Source organism: Streptomyces sp. NPDC029041 (assembly GCF_040637515.1).
In the GTDB taxonomy this organism is placed as follows: domain Bacteria; phylum Actinomycetota; class Actinomycetes; order Streptomycetales; family Streptomycetaceae; genus Streptomyces.
Genome location: NZ_JBEZWO010000008.1, coordinates 407,684 through 426,934 on the forward strand (window position 1 = coordinate 407,684; position 19,251 = coordinate 426,934).

General features: G+C 71.4%; 16 protein-coding genes. 7 read left to right on the forward strand and 9 right to left on the reverse strand.

From position 1 onward, the window contains the following. Nucleotides 1-24 precede the first annotated feature (24 nt). The gene (locus tag AB0F04_RS23170; RefSeq protein WP_362044034.1) at nucleotides 25-894 is read left to right on the forward strand and encodes an NUDIX hydrolase; all 870 of its coding nucleotides are present in this window, start codon (nucleotides 25-27) and stop codon (nucleotides 892-894) included. Beyond that, a complete protein-coding gene (locus AB0F04_RS23175; protein WP_362044036.1) occupies nucleotides 891-1,721 on the forward strand; it encodes an MBL fold metallo-hydrolase in 831 nt (276 codons plus the stop codon). Before AB0F04_RS23170 ends, AB0F04_RS23175 begins: the two co-directional genes overlap by 4 nt. Here the strand turns inward: AB0F04_RS23175 and AB0F04_RS23180 are convergent. Further along, nucleotides 1,714-2,547: a nucleotidyltransferase gene (locus AB0F04_RS23180; protein WP_362044038.1), complete on the reverse strand. Its 834-nt coding sequence runs from the start codon at nucleotides 2,545-2,547 to the stop codon at nucleotides 1,714-1,716. The two genes, AB0F04_RS23175 and AB0F04_RS23180, sit on opposite strands and share 8 nt — an antisense overlap. Nucleotides 2,548-2,659: 112 nt before the next feature. Next, nucleotides 2,660-3,334, reverse strand: a complete 675-nt coding sequence (locus AB0F04_RS23185; RefSeq protein ID WP_010031945.1) for a Crp/Fnr family transcriptional regulator — start codon at nucleotides 3,332-3,334, stop codon at nucleotides 2,660-2,662. Nucleotides 3,335-3,834: 500 nt separating this feature from the next. Here AB0F04_RS23185 and nth point away from each other — a divergent pair, with 500 nt between their 5' ends. The 3 genes from nth to AB0F04_RS23200 all read left to right on the forward strand — a co-directional run bounded on the left by nth (nucleotide 3,835) and on the right by AB0F04_RS23200 (nucleotide 6,821). Next, nucleotides 3,835-4,713, forward strand: a complete 879-nt coding sequence (nth, locus tag AB0F04_RS23190; protein WP_362044040.1) for an endonuclease III — start codon at nucleotides 3,835-3,837, stop codon at nucleotides 4,711-4,713. 199 nt (nucleotides 4,714-4,912) lie between these two features. After that, the gene (locus tag AB0F04_RS23195) at nucleotides 4,913-5,608 is read left to right on the forward strand and encodes a CoA pyrophosphatase (RefSeq protein WP_362044042.1); all 696 of its coding nucleotides are present in this window, start codon (nucleotides 4,913-4,915) and stop codon (nucleotides 5,606-5,608) included. Between the two features lie 13 nt (nucleotides 5,609-5,621). Further along, a complete protein-coding gene (locus tag AB0F04_RS23200) occupies nucleotides 5,622-6,821 on the forward strand; it encodes a MarP family serine protease (protein WP_362044044.1) in 1,200 nt (399 codons plus the stop codon). Between the two features lie 63 nt (nucleotides 6,822-6,884). On the opposite strand, the gene AB0F04_RS23205 is transcribed toward AB0F04_RS23200, so the two are convergent. The 6 genes from AB0F04_RS23205 to AB0F04_RS23230 all read right to left on the reverse strand — a co-directional run bounded on the left by AB0F04_RS23205 (nucleotide 6,885) and on the right by AB0F04_RS23230 (nucleotide 15,097). Further along, nucleotides 6,885-7,067 (reverse strand): hypothetical protein, encoded by a 183-nt coding sequence (locus AB0F04_RS23205; RefSeq protein ID WP_078955891.1) that lies wholly within the window; start codon nucleotides 7,065-7,067, stop codon nucleotides 6,885-6,887. A 128-nt stretch (nucleotides 7,068-7,195) separates the two neighbouring features. Continuing rightward, the gene (locus AB0F04_RS23210; RefSeq protein ID WP_362044046.1) at nucleotides 7,196-8,134 is read right to left on the reverse strand and encodes an alpha/beta hydrolase; all 939 of its coding nucleotides are present in this window, start codon (nucleotides 8,132-8,134) and stop codon (nucleotides 7,196-7,198) included. After that, complete coding sequence (locus tag AB0F04_RS23215; RefSeq protein ID WP_053669677.1) at nucleotides 8,131-8,619, reverse strand: phage holin family protein; 489 nt, start codon at nucleotides 8,617-8,619, stop codon at nucleotides 8,131-8,133. The genes AB0F04_RS23210 and AB0F04_RS23215 overlap by 4 nt, the downstream gene beginning before the upstream one ends. Nucleotides 8,620-8,741: 122 nt before the next feature. Continuing rightward, nucleotides 8,742-10,178 carry a Na+/H+ antiporter NhaA gene (gene nhaA / locus AB0F04_RS23220; RefSeq protein WP_362044047.1) on the reverse strand — a complete coding sequence of 479 codons (1,437 nt, stop codon included), beginning with the start codon at nucleotides 10,176-10,178 and terminating at the stop codon, nucleotides 8,742-8,744. Between the two features lie 196 nt (nucleotides 10,179-10,374). After that, nucleotides 10,375-12,330: an acetate--CoA ligase gene (gene acs, locus AB0F04_RS23225; protein ID WP_362044049.1), complete on the reverse strand. Its 1,956-nt coding sequence runs from the start codon at nucleotides 12,328-12,330 to the stop codon at nucleotides 10,375-10,377. Between the two features lie 361 nt (nucleotides 12,331-12,691). Beyond that, complete coding sequence (locus AB0F04_RS23230) at nucleotides 12,692-15,097, reverse strand: SulP family inorganic anion transporter (protein ID WP_362044051.1); 2,406 nt, start codon at nucleotides 15,095-15,097, stop codon at nucleotides 12,692-12,694. A 289-nt stretch (nucleotides 15,098-15,386) separates the two neighbouring features. Here AB0F04_RS23230 and AB0F04_RS23235 point away from each other — a divergent pair, with 289 nt between their 5' ends. Continuing rightward, on the forward strand, nucleotides 15,387-16,652 hold the full coding sequence (locus AB0F04_RS23235; RefSeq protein WP_362044053.1) for a hypothetical protein: 1,266 nt from the start codon (nucleotides 15,387-15,389) through the stop codon (nucleotides 16,650-16,652). A 255-nt stretch (nucleotides 16,653-16,907) separates the two neighbouring features. Continuing rightward, complete coding sequence (locus AB0F04_RS23240) at nucleotides 16,908-17,732, forward strand: oxidoreductase (protein WP_362044055.1); 825 nt, start codon at nucleotides 16,908-16,910, stop codon at nucleotides 17,730-17,732. Between the two features lie 335 nt (nucleotides 17,733-18,067). Here the strand turns inward: AB0F04_RS23240 and AB0F04_RS23245 are convergent, their stop codons facing one another. Continuing rightward, nucleotides 18,068-18,901 carry an HAD-IB family hydrolase gene (locus AB0F04_RS23245; protein ID WP_362044057.1) on the reverse strand — a complete coding sequence of 278 codons (834 nt, stop codon included), beginning with the start codon at nucleotides 18,899-18,901 and terminating at the stop codon, nucleotides 18,068-18,070. Nucleotides 18,902-19,251: the final 350 nt, after the last annotated feature.

The window sequence follows — 19,251 nt, forward strand, 5'->3', positions numbered from 1 at the left end:
CCGTCACGGGATAGCCTCGCGCCCATGGCGAACGGTCAGTGGTACCCCCCGGAGTGGCCGGACCGCATCCGCGCACTCGCGGCCGGCACCCTCACGCCGGTGGCCCCCAAACGCGCGGCCACCGTCATGCTCCTGAAGGACACGGACAGCGGCACGGCCGTCCACATGCTGCGCAGACGCGCCTCCATGGCCTTCGCCGGAGGCGCGTACGCGTATCCGGGCGGCGGTGTCGACCCGCGGGACGACGACCAGCAGGTCCGCTGGGCGGGCCCCACGCGCGCGTGGTGGGCCGAGCGGCTCGGCGTCGACGAGACGGCGGCCCAGGCGATCGTCTGCGCGGCCGTGCGCGAGACGTACGAGGAGGCGGGCGTCCTGCTCGCCGGGCGGGCCCACGACTCGGTCGTCGGTGACACCACGGGTGCCGACTGGGAGGCCGACCGGGCCGCCCTGGTCGCCCGGGACCTGTCCTTCGCGCAGTTCCTGGACCGCCGCGGCCTGGTCCTGCGCTCCGACCTGCTGGGCGCCTGGACCCGGTGGATCACTCCGGAGTTCGAGGCCCGCCGCTACGACACCTGGTTCTTCGTGGCCGCGCTCCCCGAGGGGCAGCGCACCCGCAACGCCTCCACGGAGGCCGACCGCACGGTGTGGATCGCCCCGCGCGAGGCGGCGGACGGGTACGACAAGGGCGAGCTGCTGATGATGCCGCCGACGATCGCGACCCTGCGCCAGCTGACGGCATACGAGACGGCCGCCGGGGCACTCGACGCGGCCCAGGGGCGTGACCTCACGCCCGTCCTGGCCACCGCCCGCCTGGTGGAGGGGAGGATCGTGCTCTCCTGGCCGGGCCACGACGAGTTCACCAAGCACATCCCGACCGGTGGAGCCACCGCATGACGGACGCAAGCGCCCTTCCCGGCCGGCCCCGTGGCGGAGTCCTCTCGGGGCCCGCCACCGCGCGGGCCGTCAACGTCCTGGCCCCCAACGCGTCGGCCATGACCCTGGACGGCACCAACACCTGGATCGTCTCGGAGCCGGATGCGGACCTGGCCGTGGTGATCGACCCGGGGCCGCTGGACGACGGGCACCTGCGCCGGGTCGTCGCCACGGCCGAGCAGGCCGGCAAACGCGTCGCCCTGACCCTGCTGACCCACGGCCACCCCGACCACGCGGAGGGCGCCACCCGGTTCGCCGAACTGACCGGCACGCGCGTGCGTGCCCTCGACCCGGCCCTGCGCCTGGGTGACGAGGGCCTGGCCGCCGGAGACGTGATCACCACCGGCGGGCTGGAACTGCGCGTCGTACCGACCCCCGGCCACACCGCGGACTCCCTGTCCTTCCACCTCCCGGCCGACCGGGCGGTCCTCACCGGCGACACGGTCCTCGGCCGTGGCACGACGGTCGTGGCCCACCCCGACGGCCGTCTCGGCGACTACCTGGACTCCCTGCGCCGCCTGCGCTCCCTCTCGGTCGACGACGGCGTCCACACGGTCCTGCCGGGCCACGGCCCCGTCCTGGAGGACGCCCAGGGCGTCGTCGAGTACTACCTCGCCCACCGCGCCAACCGACTCGCCCAGGTCGAGACGGCCGTGGAGGACGGTTACCGCACCCCCGCTCAGGTCGTCGCCCACGTCTACGCCGACGTGGACCGCTCCCTGTGGCCGGCGGCGGAACTGTCGGTACGGGCACAGATGGACTACCTGGAAGAACACGGGCTCATCTAGGGCCCTCAGGACGCGGCGCTTTGACGCCGTGCAAGCGCGCGTACTCCCCGGCGAGCCAGGGACCCAGATCGCCGACGTACGCCGCGAGCACGGCGGCGTCCCCGGCCGGCTCGCGCCCCAGGGCAGCCGCGGCCCGCATCTGCTCGCCCCGCTCGGGGTAGTACCCCGCGAAGGCCTCGGCCATCTCGTGCAGGTCGCTGGTCCATCCCTTCCAGCGGGGCATGACGAGGGTGAAGCCGGTACGGACCAGGTGCCGGGACATGAAGCGGACCAGCAGCCTCCGGGCCTCCTCGGTGTCGTCCGCCTCGGCGATCCGCCGGCGCCAGTGGGGGAGGAGCACCGCCAGGTCGCCGTTGGTCTCGCGGGCCAGCAGGGCGTCGGGGCGGTAGCGCGGCAGGCACGCGGCCAGGTCCTCGCCCAGCAGGGGAGTGCACAGGCAGGCGACGAACCAGCCGAGGTCGTGCCTCTCCAGGCCGCTCAGCAACCGCTCCCGGCTGAACAGCAGGGTGCCGTGCCCGTCGATCTGCTCGAACTCCTCGTCCAGGGCGGCGCCGAGCGCCCGGGCGTCGTCCCGGTCCGCCGCGGTCGGCTCCTGGTGCAGGGCGAGCAGCAGGTCCAGGTCGCTGCGGCCCACGCGCGCGGTGCCGCGCGGTATCGACCCGTAGAGGTACGCGCTGTGCAGCCGGTGCCCGAACACGTCGGCCAGCCGGTCGCGGGCCGCGGCGACGACCGGCCGGAAGGCCGGGGGCACGCGCGCGAGCGAACCCTCTCTGGTGAGGAAGCCCTGTGCGTCGAGCCCGGGGCGGTGGGCGGGGCTGCCGGTCATGCGCCCACCGTGCCCTGAGCGGAACCCTGATGGGGCGCGCTTTCCGGTTCCTTGACGACGTCGGGCCCCGTCTCGCGCGGAGACGGGGCCCGATGACGTACGGCAGTGCGCGTCAGCGTGAGCGCTTGGCGAGGCGCTCCACGTCCAGGAGGATCACGGCGCGGGCCTCCAGGCGGAGCCAGCCGCGCTGGGCGAAGTCCGCGAGGGCCTTGTTGACCGTCTCGCGGGACGCGCCGACCAGCTGGGCCAGCTCCTCCTGCGTGAGGTCGTGCACGACGTGGATGCCCTCCTCGGACTGCACGCCGAACCGGCGCGACAGGTCCAGCAGGGCGCGGGCGACGCGGCCCGGGACGTCCGAGAAGACGAGGTCGGACATCGCGTCGTTGGTCTTGCGCAGCCGGCGTGCGACGGCGCGCAGGAGCGCCGTGGCCACCTCCGGGCGGGCGTTCAGCCAGGGCTGGAGGTCGCCGTGGCCGAGGCCGAGCAGCTTGACCTCGGTCAGGGCCGTGGCCGTCGCGGTGCGCGGGCCCGGGTCGAACAGCGAGAGCTCACCGATGAGCTCACCGGGGCCGACCACGGCCAGCATGTTCTCGCGGCCGTCGGGGGACGTGCGGTGGAGCTTCACCTTGCCCTCCGTGACCACGTACAGGCGGTCACCGGGGTCGCCCTCATGGAACAGCGAGTCACCGCGAGCGAGGGTCACCTCACTCATGGAGGCGCGGAGCTCCGCGGCCTGCTCGTCATCGAGCGCCGCGAAGAGCGGATTGCGCCGCAGAACGTCGTCCACGAGTTCTCTCCTTGTCGACCTGCTCAGGGGATCTTGCTCCCCCGTGTACCGAGGGACCGTGGTGCCCATTTTGTCGGGCGGTCCAAACAGTGTGATCTGTCACAAGGATGCCGCACACGTGTCCCGGGGTACGCGGCAGGGGTCCAATTGGGCGCCGATCTTCAGGGGCCGGGGCGGATGTCTGTGCCGGGGCTTAGGCTGGCCGGGTGTCCAAATCGCCGGTGAGAGCACAGGCCGAGGGGGCTGCGCGGGTGGTTGTACGTCGCGATTCCGCTGTGGGCGAACAGAGCCCCGATGGCGGCAGGAAAACGGCGAAAGAGAACAAGACGGAACCGGCGAGGAAGGCGGCGTCCGCGAAGAGGGCTGCTTCCGAGGGGACTGCAGCGAAGACGGCTACGTCGAAGACTGCTGCTTCCGAGAAGGCCGCTGCCAGGAAGGCCGCTTCCGAAAAGGCTGCGTCCAAGAAGGCCGTTTCCGGGAAAGCCACGAAGGGCGCCGCCGTGAAGAAGGCGCCCGCCGCCAGGAAGGTCACCGTCGCGCCGAAGAAGGCCACGGCCCGTCTCGAGGGCACCGCCCCCGCCAAGGCCGTCGTCCGCCCGCCGGGCGACGAGTCGCGTACCGCCCTGGTCCGCCGGGCCCGCCGTATCAACCGCGAGCTCGCCGAGGTCTTTCCGTACGCCCACCCCGAGCTGGACTTCGCCAACCCCTTCCAACTGGTCGTCGCCACGGTCCTGTCCGCCCAGACGACCGACCTGCGCGTCAACCAGACGACACCCGCCCTCTTCGCGAAGTACCCGACCCCGGAGGACCTGGCCGCCGCCAACCCCGAGGAGGTGGAGGAGATCCTCCGCCCGTGCGGCTTCTTCCGGGCCAAGACGAAGTCCGTCATAGGGCTGTCGAAGGCTCTGGTGGAGGACTTCGGGGGCGAGGTCCCCGGCCGGCTCGAAGACCTGGTCAAGCTGCCCGGCGTCGGCCGCAAGACCGCGTTCGTCGTGCTCGGCAACGCCTTCGGCCGTCCCGGCATCACCGTGGACACCCACTTCCAGCGCCTGGTGCGCCGCTGGCAGTGGACCGGCGAGACCGACCCCGACAAGATCGAGGCCGCCGTCGGCGCCCTCTTCCCGAAGAGCGACTGGACGGATCTGTCGCACCACGTGATCTGGCACGGCCGCCGCATCTGTCACGCCCGTAAGCCCGCGTGCGGCGCCTGCCCGATCGCTCCGCTGTGCCCGGCGTACGGCGAGGGCGAGACCGACCCGGAGAAGGCGAAGAAGCTCCTCAAGTACGAGAAGGGCGGCTTCCCCGGCCAGCGGCTGAACCCGCCGCAGGCCTACCTGGACGCGGGCGGCAAACCGGCGCCGCCGCTGGGGGCCGGATGAGTCACCCGAGCCACCGAAGGGGCTCCTTGCCCGGCCGGGCGGACTCCAGGCACCACCCGGTGGATCCGATGCACCACCCGGTGGTCCCGATGCGCCGCCCCGCGAGCCCGGCGCGCCGCCCGTTCAGGGGATCCCGGGCGCTCGCGGAACGATCTCAGGGCCGTCGTGCGTTGGATGCGGCAGGACGACGGGGGTGGCGATGACGCGCGCGAGCGACACACAGGGTGGCCCGGTGACGCTGAGCAAGGACGGGCTGCCCGGCTGGCTCGACCCCGTGGTGCACGCCGTCGAGACGGTCCGGCCGACGCAGCTGAGCCGGTTCCTGCCGCCGGAGGACGGAGCGGGGCGGCAGTCCGCCGTGCTGGTCCTCTTCGGTGAGGGGGCGCACGGCCCGGAGCTGCTGCTCATGGAGCGCGCGAGCTCCCTGCGCTCGCACGCCGGGCAGCCCTCCTTCCCGGGCGGCGCCCTCGACCCCGAGGACGGGGACCCCGGCGGTGACGGCCCGCTGCGGGCCGCCCTGCGGGAGGCCGAGGAGGAGACCGGTCTCGACCCCTCCGGCGTCCAGCTCTTCGGCGTCCTGCCGCGGCTCTACATCCCGGTCAGCGGCTTCGTCGTCACACCCGTGCTGGGCTGGTGGCGCGAGCCGAGCCCGGTCGGAGTCGTCGATCCGAACGAGACCGCCAGGGTCTTCACCGTCCCCGTGGCGGATCTCACGGATCCGGCCAACCGCGCGACCACCGTCCACCCCAGCGGCCACCGAGGTCCGGCATTTCTGGTCGAATCAGCCCTTGTCTGGGGTTTCACGGCCGGAATCATCGACCGGCTGCTGCACTTCGCGGGCTGGGAGCGGCCCTGGGACCGCGAGAAGCAGGTCCCCCTCGACTGGCGCGCATGACAGGGTGGCCTCCGTGAACGTGCTGGACATCTTGTTGCTGGTCGCCGCCGTGTGGTTCGCGGTCGTGGGGTACCGCCAGGGGTTCGTCGTCGGCATCCTGTCGGTGATCGGCTTCCTGGGCGGCGGCCTCGTCGCGGTCTACGTGCTGCCCGTCATCTGGGACGCGCTGACCGACAACGCCGAGGTGAGCACGACCGCCGCCGTCGTCGCGGTCGTCGTCGTCATCGTCTGCGCATCCGTCGGCCAGGCCCTGACCACCCACCTCGGCAACAAGCTGCGCCGGCACATCACCTGGTCCCCGGCCCGGGCCCTCGACGCCACCGGTGGCGCCCTGGTCAACGTCGTGGCGATGCTCCTGGTCGCCTGGCTGATCGGCTCCGCCCTCGCGGGCACGACCCTGCCGACCGTCGGCAAGGAGGTCCGCAACTCCAAGGTGCTGCTGGGCGTCTCGCAGGCCCTGCCGGACCAGGCGGCCACCTGGTTCGCGGACTTCTCCTCCGTCCTCGCGCAGAACGGCTTCCCGCAGGTCTTCAGCCCGTTCTCCAACGAGCCGATCACCGACGTCCAGCCGCCCGACCCGGCGCTCGCGAACAGCCCCGTGGCCGAGCGCGCCCAGCGCTCCATCGTCAAGGTCATGGGGACGGCCCCGAGCTGCGGCAAGGTCCTGGAGGGCACCGGCTTCGTCTTCTCCGGCCGCCGTGTGATGACCAACGCGCACGTGGTCGGCGGAGTCGACGAGCCGACCGTGCAGATAGGCGGCGAGGGCAGGAAGTACGACGCCAGGGTCGTGCTCTACGACTGGCGGCGTGACATCGCCGTCCTCGACGTACCGGACCTGAAGGCGCCCGTGCTGCGGTTCACCGAGAAGGACGCGACCAGCGGCGACAGCGCGATCGTCGCGGGCTTCCCGGAGAACGGGGCGTACGACGTGCGCGCCGCCCGCGTGCGCGGCCGCATCACGGCGAACGGCCCGGACATCTACCACCGCGGCACCGTCCGCCGCGACGTCTACTCCCTCTACGCGACCGTCCGTCAGGGCAACTCGGGCGGCCCGCTGCTCACACCCGACGGCAAGGTCTACGGCGTCGTCTTCGCCAAGTCGCTCGACGACGCCGAGACCGGCTACGCGCTGACCGTGGACGAGATCCGGGAGGACATCACCAAGGGGCGCACGGCCAACCGGCAGGTGGGCAGCGACAGCTGCGCCCTCTAGGAACGGCGGCCCCGAAGCGGCAGGTGTCGCAGGTGTCGGGGTGTCACTCGCGCGAGTGACGCCTCAGTCGCGTGTGGGGCGAAGACGTACGGAGACCCAGCGCGCGCGGCGGCGGAGGATACGCGGAATCCCGCCCCGGGGGTCCCTGGTGGCCATCTGCGGTGCGCCGCTTCGATGGTGGGGGTTCGCACCGCCCGCCGAGCGGCGATTGCGGGTTGCGTCACTGTAGTCGTGCGTCCAGCCCATACCCCGACGTGTGCCCCCGCCCCATGGTCGATAACCGCGCCCGGGGCGTCCAATTGGCCTATGCGCCGGGCAAGTGGCCGTTCGTAGGACAAGCGTTCACCAGCCGGGTACCGGGCGCGGTCGACCGGTCACCGGTCGGGTTCGGGATCCCGCAGCCAGTTGATGAGTTCCGAGGAGAACGCGACCGGGTCCTCCTCGTGCGGGAAGTGCCCGAGGCCGTCGAACAGACGCCAGCGGTAGGGGGCTTCGACGTACTCGCCGGACCCGGCCGCGCTGCGGGTGCGCATCACGGGGTCGAGCGAGCCGTGCAGATGGAGGGTCGGCACCCGCACGGGCCGCTTCATCCGGCGGTTGAACTGGATGCCGTCGGGGCGGGCCAGGGAGCGCACCATCCAGCGGTACGGTTCGACCGCGCAGTGCGCCGCGGAGGGGATGCACATGGCGCGGCGGTACGTCTGCAGCGCCTCGTCCTCGGGCGGGCGCGGCCCGGACCAGTCCTGGATCAGCTCCGCCACGAGCGCCCCCTCGTCGGCGGTGAGCTGCCGCTCCGGGATCCAGGGCCGCTGGAATCCCCAGATGTGTGACCCGGCGCGGGTCTGCTTGACGTCCCGCAGCATGGCCGAGCGCCAGCGCCGCGGGTGCGGCATGGACGCGACCGCCAGGCGCCGCACCAGCTTGGGACGCATCGCGGCCGCCGTCCACGCGAGGTATCCGCCCAGGTCGTGGCCGACCAGCGCGGCGTCGGGCTCGCCGAGGGAGCGGATGACGCCGGTGACGTCGAGCGCGAGGTTCGCGGGGTCGTAGCCGCGCGGTGTGCGGTCGCTGCCGCCGACGCCCCTGAGGTCCATGGCGACGGCCCGGAAGCCCGCGTCGGCGAGCGCCACCAGCTGGTGCCGCCAGGTCCACCAGAACTGCGGGAACCCGTGCAGCAGCAGCACCAGCGGCCCGTCGCCCAGCTCGGCGATGTGGAAGCGGGCGCCGTTGGCGGCGACGTCGCGATGGCTCCAGGGGCCGTCCAGGAGTACGGCCGGGGCCGGTTGTGCCGGGGCAGGGGCGGGGTCCGTCATGACGACGAGCGTGCCACAGCCTCGATGGCCTCGGGGACCCGGTCCTGCTGCAGCTCCGGCCGCGGGTGCGGCTTGGCCTTCTGGAGCACGACCGCGGTCTCCTTCATCGACGCGGCGACCTTCTGCGGGCCCTTGCTCTTCTTGGCCTTCTTCGCGAAGGTCACGCCGATCAGCGCGAGCACACCGGCGACCAGCACGTTCGCCGCGAACGACAGCAGGAAGCAGACCGCGAGGTTCCAGTCGCTCCAGGTGCGGATGCCGTACGCCAGCGCGAAGTTCAGCATCGGCAGGGAGAAGATCAGCACCGCGCCGGCCGCCGAGAAGGCGCCGCCGCTGGTCGCGCCGCGCTTGACGTCCTGCTTGAGCTGAGCCTTCGCCAGCGCGATCTCGTCGTGCACCAGCGCCGACATTTCCGCCGTCGCCGAGGCGAACAGCTGGCCGATGCTGCGTTCGGCGCCGACCGGGCTGCCGTCGGGTGCGCTCATCGCGGGTCTCCCTCTTCTGCGTACGGTCCGTTTTTTCGCGTCTTGTGCCTGACCCGCCGCAGTCGTCCGACTGGGTACGGCCTGACTGCGTACGGTCCCGTCTTTTGTACCGTCTCGTCAGATCATGCCGGACGGTGGTGGTCCTCGCCTGCCCCGCCCGGTACTTCGGCAAGCGCGTGGCGCGCCGCTGCCTTCTCCTGGGCGATCCGGCGGTGTTCGGCGGCCTTGCGCTCGTAGAGGGCGGCGAGCCGCAGGTGGTACGCCGGGTCGTCCTCCTCGTACACGTCCGGGATGCCGTCGGCGTCCTCGTCGCGCTCCTCGTCCTCCCACATGCGCCGGTACCTGGCGTTGCGGATCTTCAGCAGGACGGTCGCGAGTGTCGCGGCGATGAGCGAGCCCAGCAGGACGGCGGCCTTCACCTCGTTCGTCATCGTCTGGTCGCCGTCGAAGGCGAGTTCGCCGATGAGCAGCGACACGGTGAAGCCGATGCCGGCGAGGGTCGCCACCGCGAACACGTCCGCCCAGGCGAGGTCGTCGCTGAGCGAGGCGCGGGTGAATCGCGCCGTCAGCCACGTCCCGCCGAAGATGCCGAGCGACTTGCCGACGACGAGTCCGAGGACCACACCGAGGGTCTCCGGTTCGGTGAACACGTCGGTGATCGCCCCGCCGGACACCGCGACGCCGGCACTGAACAGCGCGAACAGCGGCACGGCGAGCCCCGCCGACAGGGGCCGCACGAGGTGCTCGATGCGCTCGCCGGGGGAGCGGTCCTCGCCCTCGTGGCGGTGGCAGCGCAGCATGAGGCCCATGGCGACACCGGCGACGGTGGCGTGGATGCCGCTGTTGTACATCAGCGCCCAGACGACGAGGCCCAGCGGCACGTACACGTACCAGCCGCGTACGCCCGCGCGCAGCAGCAGCCAGAAGAGCACCAGGCCCGCGACGGCACCGCCGAGCGCGGCGAAGTTCAGGTCGGCGGTGAAGAACACCGCGATGATCAGGATCGCGAAGAGGTCGTCGACGACGGCGAGCGTGAGCAGGAAGGCCCGCAGCGCGCTCGGCAGGGAGGTGCCGATCACGGCGAGTACGGCGAGCGCGAACGCGATGTCGGTCGCGGTCGGCACGGCCCAGCCGGCCAGGGAGCCACCGCCGGTGACGTTGGTGAGCGTGTAGACGAGGGCCGGTACGGCCATGCCGCACAGCGCGGCGATGACCGGCAGCGCGGCGGCCTTCGGGTCGCGCAGGTCACCCGCCACGAGTTCCCGCTTGAGCTCGATCCCGGCGACGAAGAAGAAGATCGCCAGCAGTCCGTCGGCGGCCCAGTGCGCGACGGACAGGTCGAGGCCGAGTGCGGCAGGGCCCAGGTGGTAGTGGGAGACGCTCTCGTAGCTGTCGTGCAGGGCGGGGATGTTCGCCCAGAGCAGCGCGATGACAGCGGCGGCGAGCAGCAGCACCCCGCCGACGGTCTCGGTGCGCAGCGCGTCCGCCACGTACGTCCGCTCGGGCAGCGACAGCCGGCCGAACACTTTGCGGGGGGTGGTGGGGCGGGGCGCGGTCACGAGGAGACCTCCGGTCGGTGGGCAGGACGCAGCACATGCCGACCAGACTTCCCGGCGCACCATGGAGCACTTGTTTTGCTGAGTTTAGGTAACCGTACGGCAGCGCGCATCCGGCGGTCCGCGCCGTCGGTACGCCCCGGCGGAGGTCACCCCGACATGGGTGCCCTCCGCCGGCTCGGTCATGCCGGTGCCGTGCTCAGTCCTCGCTGGGCGCGGCGGGCAGCTTGGACTGGATGAGGTCCATGACCGTGGAGTCGGTCAGCGTGGTGACGTCACCCAGCTGGCGGTTCTCGGCGACGTCCCGCAGCAGCCGGCGCATGATCTTGCCGGAGCGCGTCTTGGGCAGCTCCGCCACCGGCAGGACCCGCTTCGGCTTGGCGATCGGGCCGAGGGTGTTGCCCACGTGCGTACGCAGCTCGCCGACCAGCTCCTCGGTCTCGGCGGCCGTACCGCGCAGGATCACGAAGGCGACGATCGCCTGCCCGGTCGTCTCGTCCGCCGCGCCCACCACGGCCGCCTCGGCGACCGAGGGGTGGGAGACCAGCGCCGACTCGACCTCCGTGGTGGAGATGTTGTGCCCCGACACGAGCATGACGTCGTCGACCCGGCCGAGCAGCCAGATGTCGCCGTCGTCGTCCTTCTTGGCACCGTCACCGGCGAAGTACTTGCCTTCGAAGCGCGACCAGTAGGTGTCGATGAAGCGCTGGTCGTCGCCCCAGATGGTGCGCAGCATCGACGGCCACGGCTCGGTCAGCACCAGGTAGCCGCCTCCGCCGTTCGGCACCTCGTTGGCCTCGTCGTCGACGACGGTGGCGGAGATGCCGGGCAGTGGCGTCTGGGCCGAGCCGGGCTTCGTCGCGGTCACGCCCGGCAGCGGGGTGATCATCATCGAGCCGGTCTCGGTCTGCCACCAGGTGTCGACGACCGGGGTGCGGTCGCCGCCGATGTTCTTGCGGTACCAGACCCACGCCTCGGGGTTGATCGGCTCGCCCACCGAGCCCAGCACCCGCAGGCTGGACAGGTCGAACTTGGCGGGGATGTCGTCGCCCCACTTCATGAACGTGCGGATCGCGGTCGGCGCGGTGTAGAGGATCGTCACGCCGTACTTCTGCACGATCTCCCAGAAGCGGCCCTGGTGCGGGGTGTCGGGCGTGCCCTCGTACATGACCTGGGTGGCGCCGTTCGCCAGCGGGCCGTAGACGATGTACGAGTGGCCGGTGACCCAGCCGACGTCGGCGGTGCACCAGTAGACGTCCGTCTCCGGCTTGAGGTCGAAGACGGCGTGGTGGGTGTAGGCGGTCTGCGTGAGGTAGCCGCCGGAGGTGTGCAGGATGCCCTTCGGCTTACCCGTGGTGCCCGAGGTGTAGAGGATGAACAGCGGGTGCTCGGCGCCGAAGGCCTGCGGGGTGTGCTCGGCGCTCTGCCGCTCCACCAGGTCGTGCCACCACACGTCGCGGCCCTCGGTGAGGGCGACCTCCTGGCCGGTGCGGCGTACGACCAGGACGTGCTCGACGATGCCGGCCTTCTCGACGGCCTCGTCCACGGCCGGCTTGAGCGCGGACGGCTTGCCGCGCCGGTAGCCGCCGTCGGCGGTGATGATCACGCGCGCGTCGGCGTCCTGGATGCGGGTGGCGAGGGCGTCGGAGGAGAAGCCGCCGAAGACGACCGAGTGGGCGGCGCCGATCCGGGCGCAGGCCAGCATCGCGACCGCCGTCTCGGGGATCATCGGCATGTAGACGGCGACCCGGTCGCCCGCCTGGACTCCCAGCTCCAGCAGGGCGTTGGCCGCCTTGGAGACCTCGTCCTTGAGCTCGGCGTAGGTGATGGCGCGGCTGTCGCCGGGCTCGCCCTCGAAGTGGATGGCGACCCGGTCACCGTGCCCGGCCTCCACATGGCGGTCGACGCAGTTGTAGGCGACGTTGAGCTCGCCGTCCTTGAACCACTTGGCGAACGGCGGGTTCGACCAGTCGAGGGTCTCGGTGGGCTCCTTGGCCCAGGTCAGCCGGCGGGCCTGCTCGGCCCAGAAGCCGAGCCTGTCAGCCTTGGCCTGTTCATACGCCTCCGCGGTGACGTTGGCGTTCTCGGCCAGGTCGGCGGGGGGTGCGAACCTGCGCTCTTCCTTGAGCAGGTTGGCCAGGCTCTCGTTGCTCACGGCATCTGCCTTTCCCAGGGTGTCCGTTGTGTCCCAGGCCACAGCTCATCAGACCCGGGGGTGCGATGACAAGGGCCGACGGCCGATTGGTTTAGACCTGTCGGGCGGTGCTGTCGGGGACCGCGGTCACCCGTACCCACGGACGCCGACCAGGGAAAGTTCAGTGCGTGTGCTGCCCGTCGTATGTGTCGTGACGGGGACCGGAGCGGGACCCGCGGGGCGGGGCGGCAGCAGCGGGCCTGTCGGCGGCCCTCACGGGCGTTGTCCAGCCCCGCGGGGCCTGGACCGCCCCGGCGCAGACGGCCGGGGCAGCCCCTTCATTCGGGGCCGGGCGGGAACACGTCCCGGCCCGGCTCCCGGTTCACGCCGTCAGGTCCGACTCCCGGACCCGGTCGAAGACGCCGCCGGCGTCCGTCTCGGTGAGCAGGTACGCCTCCGCCTCGCCGACGTGGAAGTACATCCCGTGCAGCTCCAGGCTGCCCTGCTCGATGGCCCGGGCCACCGAGTCGTGGGCGCGCAGATGCTCCAACTGCTGCACCACATTGGTCAGGCAGAGCTGTTCGACCGCGTCTGCGGGGGAACGCCCGGCCAGTCTGCCTCCGGGCAGACTGTCGTCGGCCATGCGCTCCAGGCTGGGCAGCCCGTGCCGCAGCCACCGCTTCAGCGGGCTTCGGGCGCCGCCGGGCTCGGAGCTGAGCAGTGCCTGCATGGCGCCGCAACCCGAGTGCCCGCACACCGTGATGGACCGCACCTGCAGCACGTCCACGGCGTACTCGATCGCCGCCGCCACCGAGTCGTCACCGCTCTCCTCGCCCGGGCGCGGTACGAGGTTGCCCACGTTGCGCACGACGAACAGGTCGCCCGGACCACTGGAGGTGATCATCGAGGTGACCAGCCGGGAGTCGGCGCAGGTCAGGAACAGCTGTGAAGGCTGCTGGCCCTCTCGCGCCAGCCGCGCCAGCTCGCTGCGCACCAGGGGCGCGGTGTTGCGCTGGAACGCGCTGATGCCTCGCGCCAGTTCGTGCCCCCTGGGGCCGCTGGAGCCGCTGGAGCCGCTGGAGCCGCTGGGGCCGCCAGTGGCCGTCGGGTCGGGCTCGGAGCGGTCCGGTCCTTGCGTGCTCTGCTCGGCAGGGGGTACGGAACGGGGGCCGTCGCACTGGTGGTTGCGCCAGGGAGTCCAGGGCCGGCAGCGGCAGTCGCCGGTGGCCTGGGGCTCGGAGATACGGGTGCCGGGGTGCCGGCCGGTGATCTCGACGGTGCCGCCCTGCGCGGTGTGCGTCTTCTGCCAGTCCTGCAGCGTCTCGAACGCCGCGTGGTCCATGAACGACCCGTCCAGCTCGACGACGGTGTCGGCACCGTGCGGCACGAGATGCAGGGCCCGGCTGAGCCGTGGCACCGCGAGGAACGTCAACTGTCCTCTGACGTGTACGTGATGGACTCCTTCCCTCTCTTCGTGCGTGATGCGGGTACGGGTCAGGCGGTGCAGGGCGACGCCGACGGCCGTGGCGATGCCGAGCGCCACGCCCTCCAGGACGCCGAGGGAGACCACGCCGAGGGTGGTGACGGCGTAGACCCATACTTCGCGGTGGCGGGTCACTGTGCGGATGTGGTTCAGGGACACCATCTGGATGCCGACGGCCATCACCAGGGCGGCGAGCGAGGCGAGCGGGATGAGCTCCAGGATCGGGACCATCAGCAGCGTGGCGATCACTACGAGAACGCCGTGCAGCATCGTGGAGTTCCGGCTGACCGCACCCGCGTGCACATTCGCCGAACTGCGCACGGCCACACCGGCGATGGGCAGTCCGCCGAGCGAGCCGGAGACGATGTTGGCGGCGCCCTGCCCGAGGAGTTCGCGGTCGAGGTTGGAGCGCCCGCCGCGGGGCGGCGGACCGGGGCGGCCGGCCACCAGCTTGTCCACGGCGACCGCGCCGAGCAGCGACTGCACGCTGCACACCAGCGTGGTGGTGAGCACGGCCGCGACCAGGCCCAGCACGGGGCCCTCGGGCAGACCGGCCAGGGCGTGGTTGCTCCAGGACGGCAGGTCGACCTTGGGCAGGCGGAGTCCGGCGAGGGCGGCGGCCGCGGTGGCTCCGGCGACGGCGACGAGCGCCGCCGGTACCTTGCGCAGCAGGCGGCCGGCCCGGCCGGGCAGGCGCGGCCAGAGCAGCAGCAGCGCCAGGGTCAGCACGCTCACCGACACCGCCGCGGGGCGCATGGCCGCCAACTGGGCGGGCAGGGCGCGGAGGTTGTCCGGGACGGAGCTCTGCGGTGTGCCGCCGAGCACGATGTGCAGTTGGGCGACGGCGATGGTGACGCCGATCCCGGCGAGCATGCCGTGCACGATCGCGGGACTGACGGCGAGGGCGCCACGGGCCACGCGCAGGCAGCCGAGGCCCAGTTGGGCGAGGCCTGCGAGGACGGTGATGGCGCAGGTCGTCCGCCAGCCGTAACGCTGGATGAGGTCGGCGGTGACGACGGTGAGTCCGGCGGCCGGTCCGCTCACCTGGAGCGGGGAGCCGCCGAGCCGCCCGGCGACCAGCCCGCCCACGGCGGCGGCGACGAGGCCGGCCTGGAGGGGGGCGCCGGTGGCCAGGGCGATGCCCAGGGAGAGGGGCAGCGCGATCAGGAAGACCGCGATCGAGGCCGACACGTCGGCACCCGCGATCCGGAATCGGCGGGGCCCGGCCGGCGGCGGGCTGTGGGGCGGATGGGTGCGCTCGGTTCGGTTCGGGTCGGCGGCGCGTGTGGGGACGCAGGCTGACATGGTTTTCCCGTCTCCTCCGGGGCTGCGCGGTCGCGTGATGGGGGTCCGCTCGGGGCGGGGTGTCGGTCGCGGCGGTCACGGCGTAAATCGGCGGGATGAATCAACGCTCGGTAAACGGATCGTAATGCAGAGTAAAGGAAGAGCATGGACTTTACGGGCAAATGGGTGAATAGATCACTCTGAAGAGTGAAGTGGCCATTTGATCGGCTTGTCCTACTAATTCCTTCCCGGTCTCGTGCGAATTTGGCGGCGCTGTCCGCACCCGAGAGAAGGAAGAAGGTGGACGGACATGGCCGCCACCCACAGGATCGCTGCGGGTTCCGTGATCGCAGCGGTCTGCGCCGCATCGCTCGCCGGCTGCGCGACCGACACCCCCCGGCAAGAGGCCCCCGACCCGCCGAAGGCGCCGCCCGCACAGGCACCGAAGAGCGCGGTCCGGCTGATCGGCGACGGCTCCACCGCCTACACGGGGGCCCAGCCGCACCTGCCCCGACCCGAACGCCTGCGGCCCGGCCAGCGGCCCCCGCAGTTCGTCGTCTTCTCCTGGGACGGCGCGGGCGAGGACAGCCAGAAGCTGTTCTCGCACTTCCGCAAGGTCGCCAGGGAGAACAACGCGACCATGACGTACTTCCTGAGCGGCGTGTACATGCTGCCGGAGGACAAGCGTGACCGGTACCGGCCGCCGCAGCACTCCCCGGGCCGCTCCGACATCGGCTTCAACGACCGCCGCGGCATCGCCGCCACCGCGAAGCAGCTGCGTCTGGCGTGGCTGGAGGGCAACGAGGTCGGCACCCACTTCAACGGCCACTTCTGCGGCAGCGGCGGCGGCGTCGGCGAATGGTCGGTGCAGGACTGGAAGGACGAGATCTCCCAGGCCAAGCAGTTCGTGAAGACCTGGAAGACCAACACCGGCCTGAAAAGCGCCTCACCGCTGCCCTTCGACTACGACAAGGAGCTCATCGGGGCCCGCACCCCGTGCCTGGAGGGCCAGCGCAACTTCATGAGGGCGGCCCGCGACATGGGTTTCCGCTACGACACCAGCGGCGTGAACGACCAGGTCTGGCCGAGAAAGAAGATGGGCCTGTGGGACGTGTCCATGCAGCTCGTACCGTTCCCCGGCCACTCCTTCGAGCAGCTCACCATGGACTACAACTTCATGGTCAACCAGTCGGGCACCAGCACCCAGGGCAACCCCGCCAAATTCGACTTCTGGGGCGACCAGATGCGGGACGGCCTGCTCAGGGGCTTCACCCGGGCCTACGAGGGCAACCGCGCGCCCCTGATCATCGGCAACCACTTCGAGTCCTGGAACGGCGGCACCTACATGCGGGCCGTCGAGGAGGTCATCGAGACGGTGTGCACCAAGCAGGAGGTGCGCTGCGTCTCGTTCCGGCAGCTCGTGGACTGGCTCGACGCCCAGGACCCGAAGACGCTGGAAAAGCTGCGCACGCTGCCGGTCGGCCAGGCGCCCAAGGGTGGCTGGGCGGCCTTCCTGTCGGACCGGCCCGCCCCGGCACCCAGGGGCGTGCCCGGGGCTCCGGCGGCCGGAAGGTAGTCCTTCGGGCGGACGCCGGGTGGTGCACGCGCGTGTGCCGAATGCGGTGCACGCGCGTGTGCCGAATGCGGTGCACGCGTGTGTGCCGAGTGCGGTGCCCGCACGTGTGCCGAATGCGGTGCACGCGCGCATGCCCGAGTGTGGTGCACGCGCGGGGTCCGGGTGGTGCACGCGCGCGGTCCGGGTGGCACACGCGCGCGTGAAGAAGGCCACTCCGCCGTGGGGCGGGGCCCCGGGGTGCGTAGGGTCGTACTCATGAGTACAGCAGGCGCGACCGCCGATCCCCTCGCGGCCCTGGGGGCGCTGCCCGGAGTGGCCGATTCCGTGGAGTCCGTGCGCAAGGCCGTGGACCGGGTCTACGGACACCGGGTCATGCGGCGGCGCAGCAACGCGATCACCTCCGAGGCAGCACTGCGCGGCGCCCGCGGCTCGGCCGCGCTGTCCGGTGCGGACTGGGCCCTGGAGGAGGTGCGCCGGCGCACGGACTTCAGCGGTGACGACGAGGCCCGCACGGTAGGGGCCGCCCTGCGGCTCACCGCGGAGGCGGGCCAGCTGCTGTCGATCTGGCGGCAGTCACCCCTGCGGGTGCTGGCCCGGCTGCATCTGGTGGCTGCCGCGGACCAGGGCGACCAGGTGGGACGGCCCCGCAAGGAGGGCGAGCCGGTCGACGAGCCGCTCGTCGGGCTGCCGCTGCCGAGCGCCACCGAAACGCACGGCAGGCTGGACGGACTGGCCGGGCTGATCATCGCGGGCGGCTCCGCTCCGGCGCTGGTGACGGCCGCGGTCGTGCATGGCGAACTCCTCGCGCTGCGTCCCTTCACGTCCCACAACGGCCTGGTCGCACGCACGGCCGAGCGCATCGTCCTGGTCGGCAGCGGACTGGACCCGAAGTCGGTCTGCGCAGCAGAGGTCGGTCACGCCGAACTGGGACGCGAGGCCTACCTGGAGGCCCTGGCCGGGTACGTCTCCGGTACTCCGGAGGGCGTCGCCGCCTGGATCGCCCACTGCGGCAGGGCGGTCGAACTGGGGGCTCGCGAGTCGATGGCGGTGTGCGAGGCATTGCAACGCGGAGCGGCGTGACATCGCCCGGCCGCACAAATGATGCGGCGGTACGAGTTCTCGTACCGCCGCTGGCATGAGCATCGGGTTACCAAGCGTCCTCGATATGTGCCCATCAGGTCGGGAGCTTTGCCCGTCCCCTGGTGCGGCTGGCCCGTATTCGACGGGTCGACGTCGCGTGGGTGCCCGGTGTTCATGCTCGGTCCGTGGGGCCACATGCGTAAAAAGGTGATCCTCTCGGATGTCCTTGGTCTCGCGGGCCGTTGAGTCCTTTGTACTCCTGCCCCGCAGCAAGCGGAAGTCCAGGCCTTACTTCTTTACTTTCGGATTCACACAGTAAGGGTGATCGCCACAGGTCAAGCGACCGCCGTCCGGCGCCGGTTCGCATACCAGACGAGTCCCGCGGTGGCCGCGGCGGCGCCTATCGCGGCGACCGCGACGAGCGCCGGACGCGGCGGTACGGAGAAGGCGGGGATGCGCTGCTTGAGCCGGACCGGGCGGTGGAAGTCCAGGATCGGCCACCCGCGCGCGAGGGCCTCGCGTCGCAGTGCCCTGTCCGGGTTCACGGCGTGGGGATGGCCCACGGACTCCAGCATCGGCACATCGGTCGCCGAGTCGCTGTAGGCGTAGCAGCGGCTGAGGTCGTATCCCTCGGACTCGGCGAGCTCCCTCACGGCCTCCGCCTTGGTCGGGCCGTACGCGTAGTACTCCACCTCCCCGGTGAAGCAGCCGTCGTCGCCCACGACCATGCGGGTGGCGACCACGCGGTCCGCGCCCAGCAGCTCGCCGATCGGCTCGACCACCTCGGCGCCCGACGTGGACACGATCACCACGTCACGACCGGCGGTGTGGTGCTCCTCGATGAGGGAGGCGGCCTCGTCGTAGATGATCGGGTCGATCAGGTCGTGCAGCGTCTCGGCGACGATCTCCTTGACCTGCTGCACGTTCCAGCCGCGGCACAGGGCGGACAGATATGCGCGCATGCGCTCCATCTGGTCGTGGTCGGCGCCGCCGGCGAGGAAGACGAACTGGGCATATGCGGTGCGCAAGACGGCCCTGCGGTTGATCAGACCGCCTTGGTAGAACGACTTGCTGAACGTGAGCGTGCTCGACTTCGCAATGACCGTCTTGTCCAGGTCAAAGAAGGCCGCTGTGCGGGGCAACGAGTGGTTTTCCACGACCCAGAGCATAGAGGCAGCCCATTCGGCGTAAGGTGGGGCACGTGGGTTTGCCTGAGAAGGCTCTCGGGTACACCATGGAAGTCACGGATCGTTCGCGACCGTGCTAACCCGGCCCGACTCCTCCCCCCCCGAGTCGGCCGTGGGGACGACCCCCGCTCTCCCCCCCGGCGGGGGTCGTCGCATGTCCGGGTGGGTTTTCCTTCTTCGCGCGGCCTGACGGCTGCTCCCGTGCGACTGCCCGTGCAGTGTTGTCATGCTCATGACTTACTACGGTGTGTAGCCGACGGGCTGCTCTGCGGGAGTGGTGCGCAGGGGGCCGAGCCGCTCACCGGTATGGGTGACGGCGATATTCACAACTC

Excerpts from the sequence above, each read along its gene's own strand:
- AB0F04_RS23170 (WP_362044034.1), top strand. The coding sequence starts at position 25 with ATGGCGAACGGTCAGTGGTACCCCCCGGAGTGGCCGGACCGCATCCGC.
- AB0F04_RS23175 (WP_362044036.1), top strand. The coding sequence starts at position 891 with ATGACGGACGCAAGCGCCCTTCCCGGCCGGCCCCGTGGCGGAGTCCTC.
- AB0F04_RS23180 (WP_362044038.1), bottom strand. The coding sequence starts at position 2,547 with ATGACCGGCAGCCCCGCCCACCGCCCCGGGCTCGACGCACAGGGCTTC.
- AB0F04_RS23195 (WP_362044042.1), top strand. The coding sequence starts at position 4,913 with ATGACGCGCGCGAGCGACACACAGGGTGGCCCGGTGACGCTGAGCAAG.
- AB0F04_RS23205 (WP_078955891.1), bottom strand. The coding sequence starts at position 7,067 with ATGGGCTGGACGCACGACTACAGTGACGCAACCCGCAATCGCCGCTCG.
- AB0F04_RS23210 (WP_362044046.1), bottom strand. The coding sequence starts at position 8,134 with ATGACGGACCCCGCCCCTGCCCCGGCACAACCGGCCCCGGCCGTACTC.
- AB0F04_RS23215 (WP_053669677.1), bottom strand. The coding sequence starts at position 8,619 with ATGAGCGCACCCGACGGCAGCCCGGTCGGCGCCGAACGCAGCATCGGC.
- AB0F04_RS23230 (WP_362044051.1), bottom strand. The coding sequence starts at position 15,097 with ATGTCAGCCTGCGTCCCCACACGCGCCGCCGACCCGAACCGAACCGAG.
- AB0F04_RS23235 (WP_362044053.1), top strand. The coding sequence starts at position 15,387 with ATGGCCGCCACCCACAGGATCGCTGCGGGTTCCGTGATCGCAGCGGTC.
- AB0F04_RS23240 (WP_362044055.1), top strand. The coding sequence starts at position 16,908 with ATGAGTACAGCAGGCGCGACCGCCGATCCCCTCGCGGCCCTGGGGGCG.
- AB0F04_RS23245 (WP_362044057.1), bottom strand. The coding sequence starts at position 18,901 with ATGCTCTGGGTCGTGGAAAACCACTCGTTGCCCCGCACAGCGGCCTTC.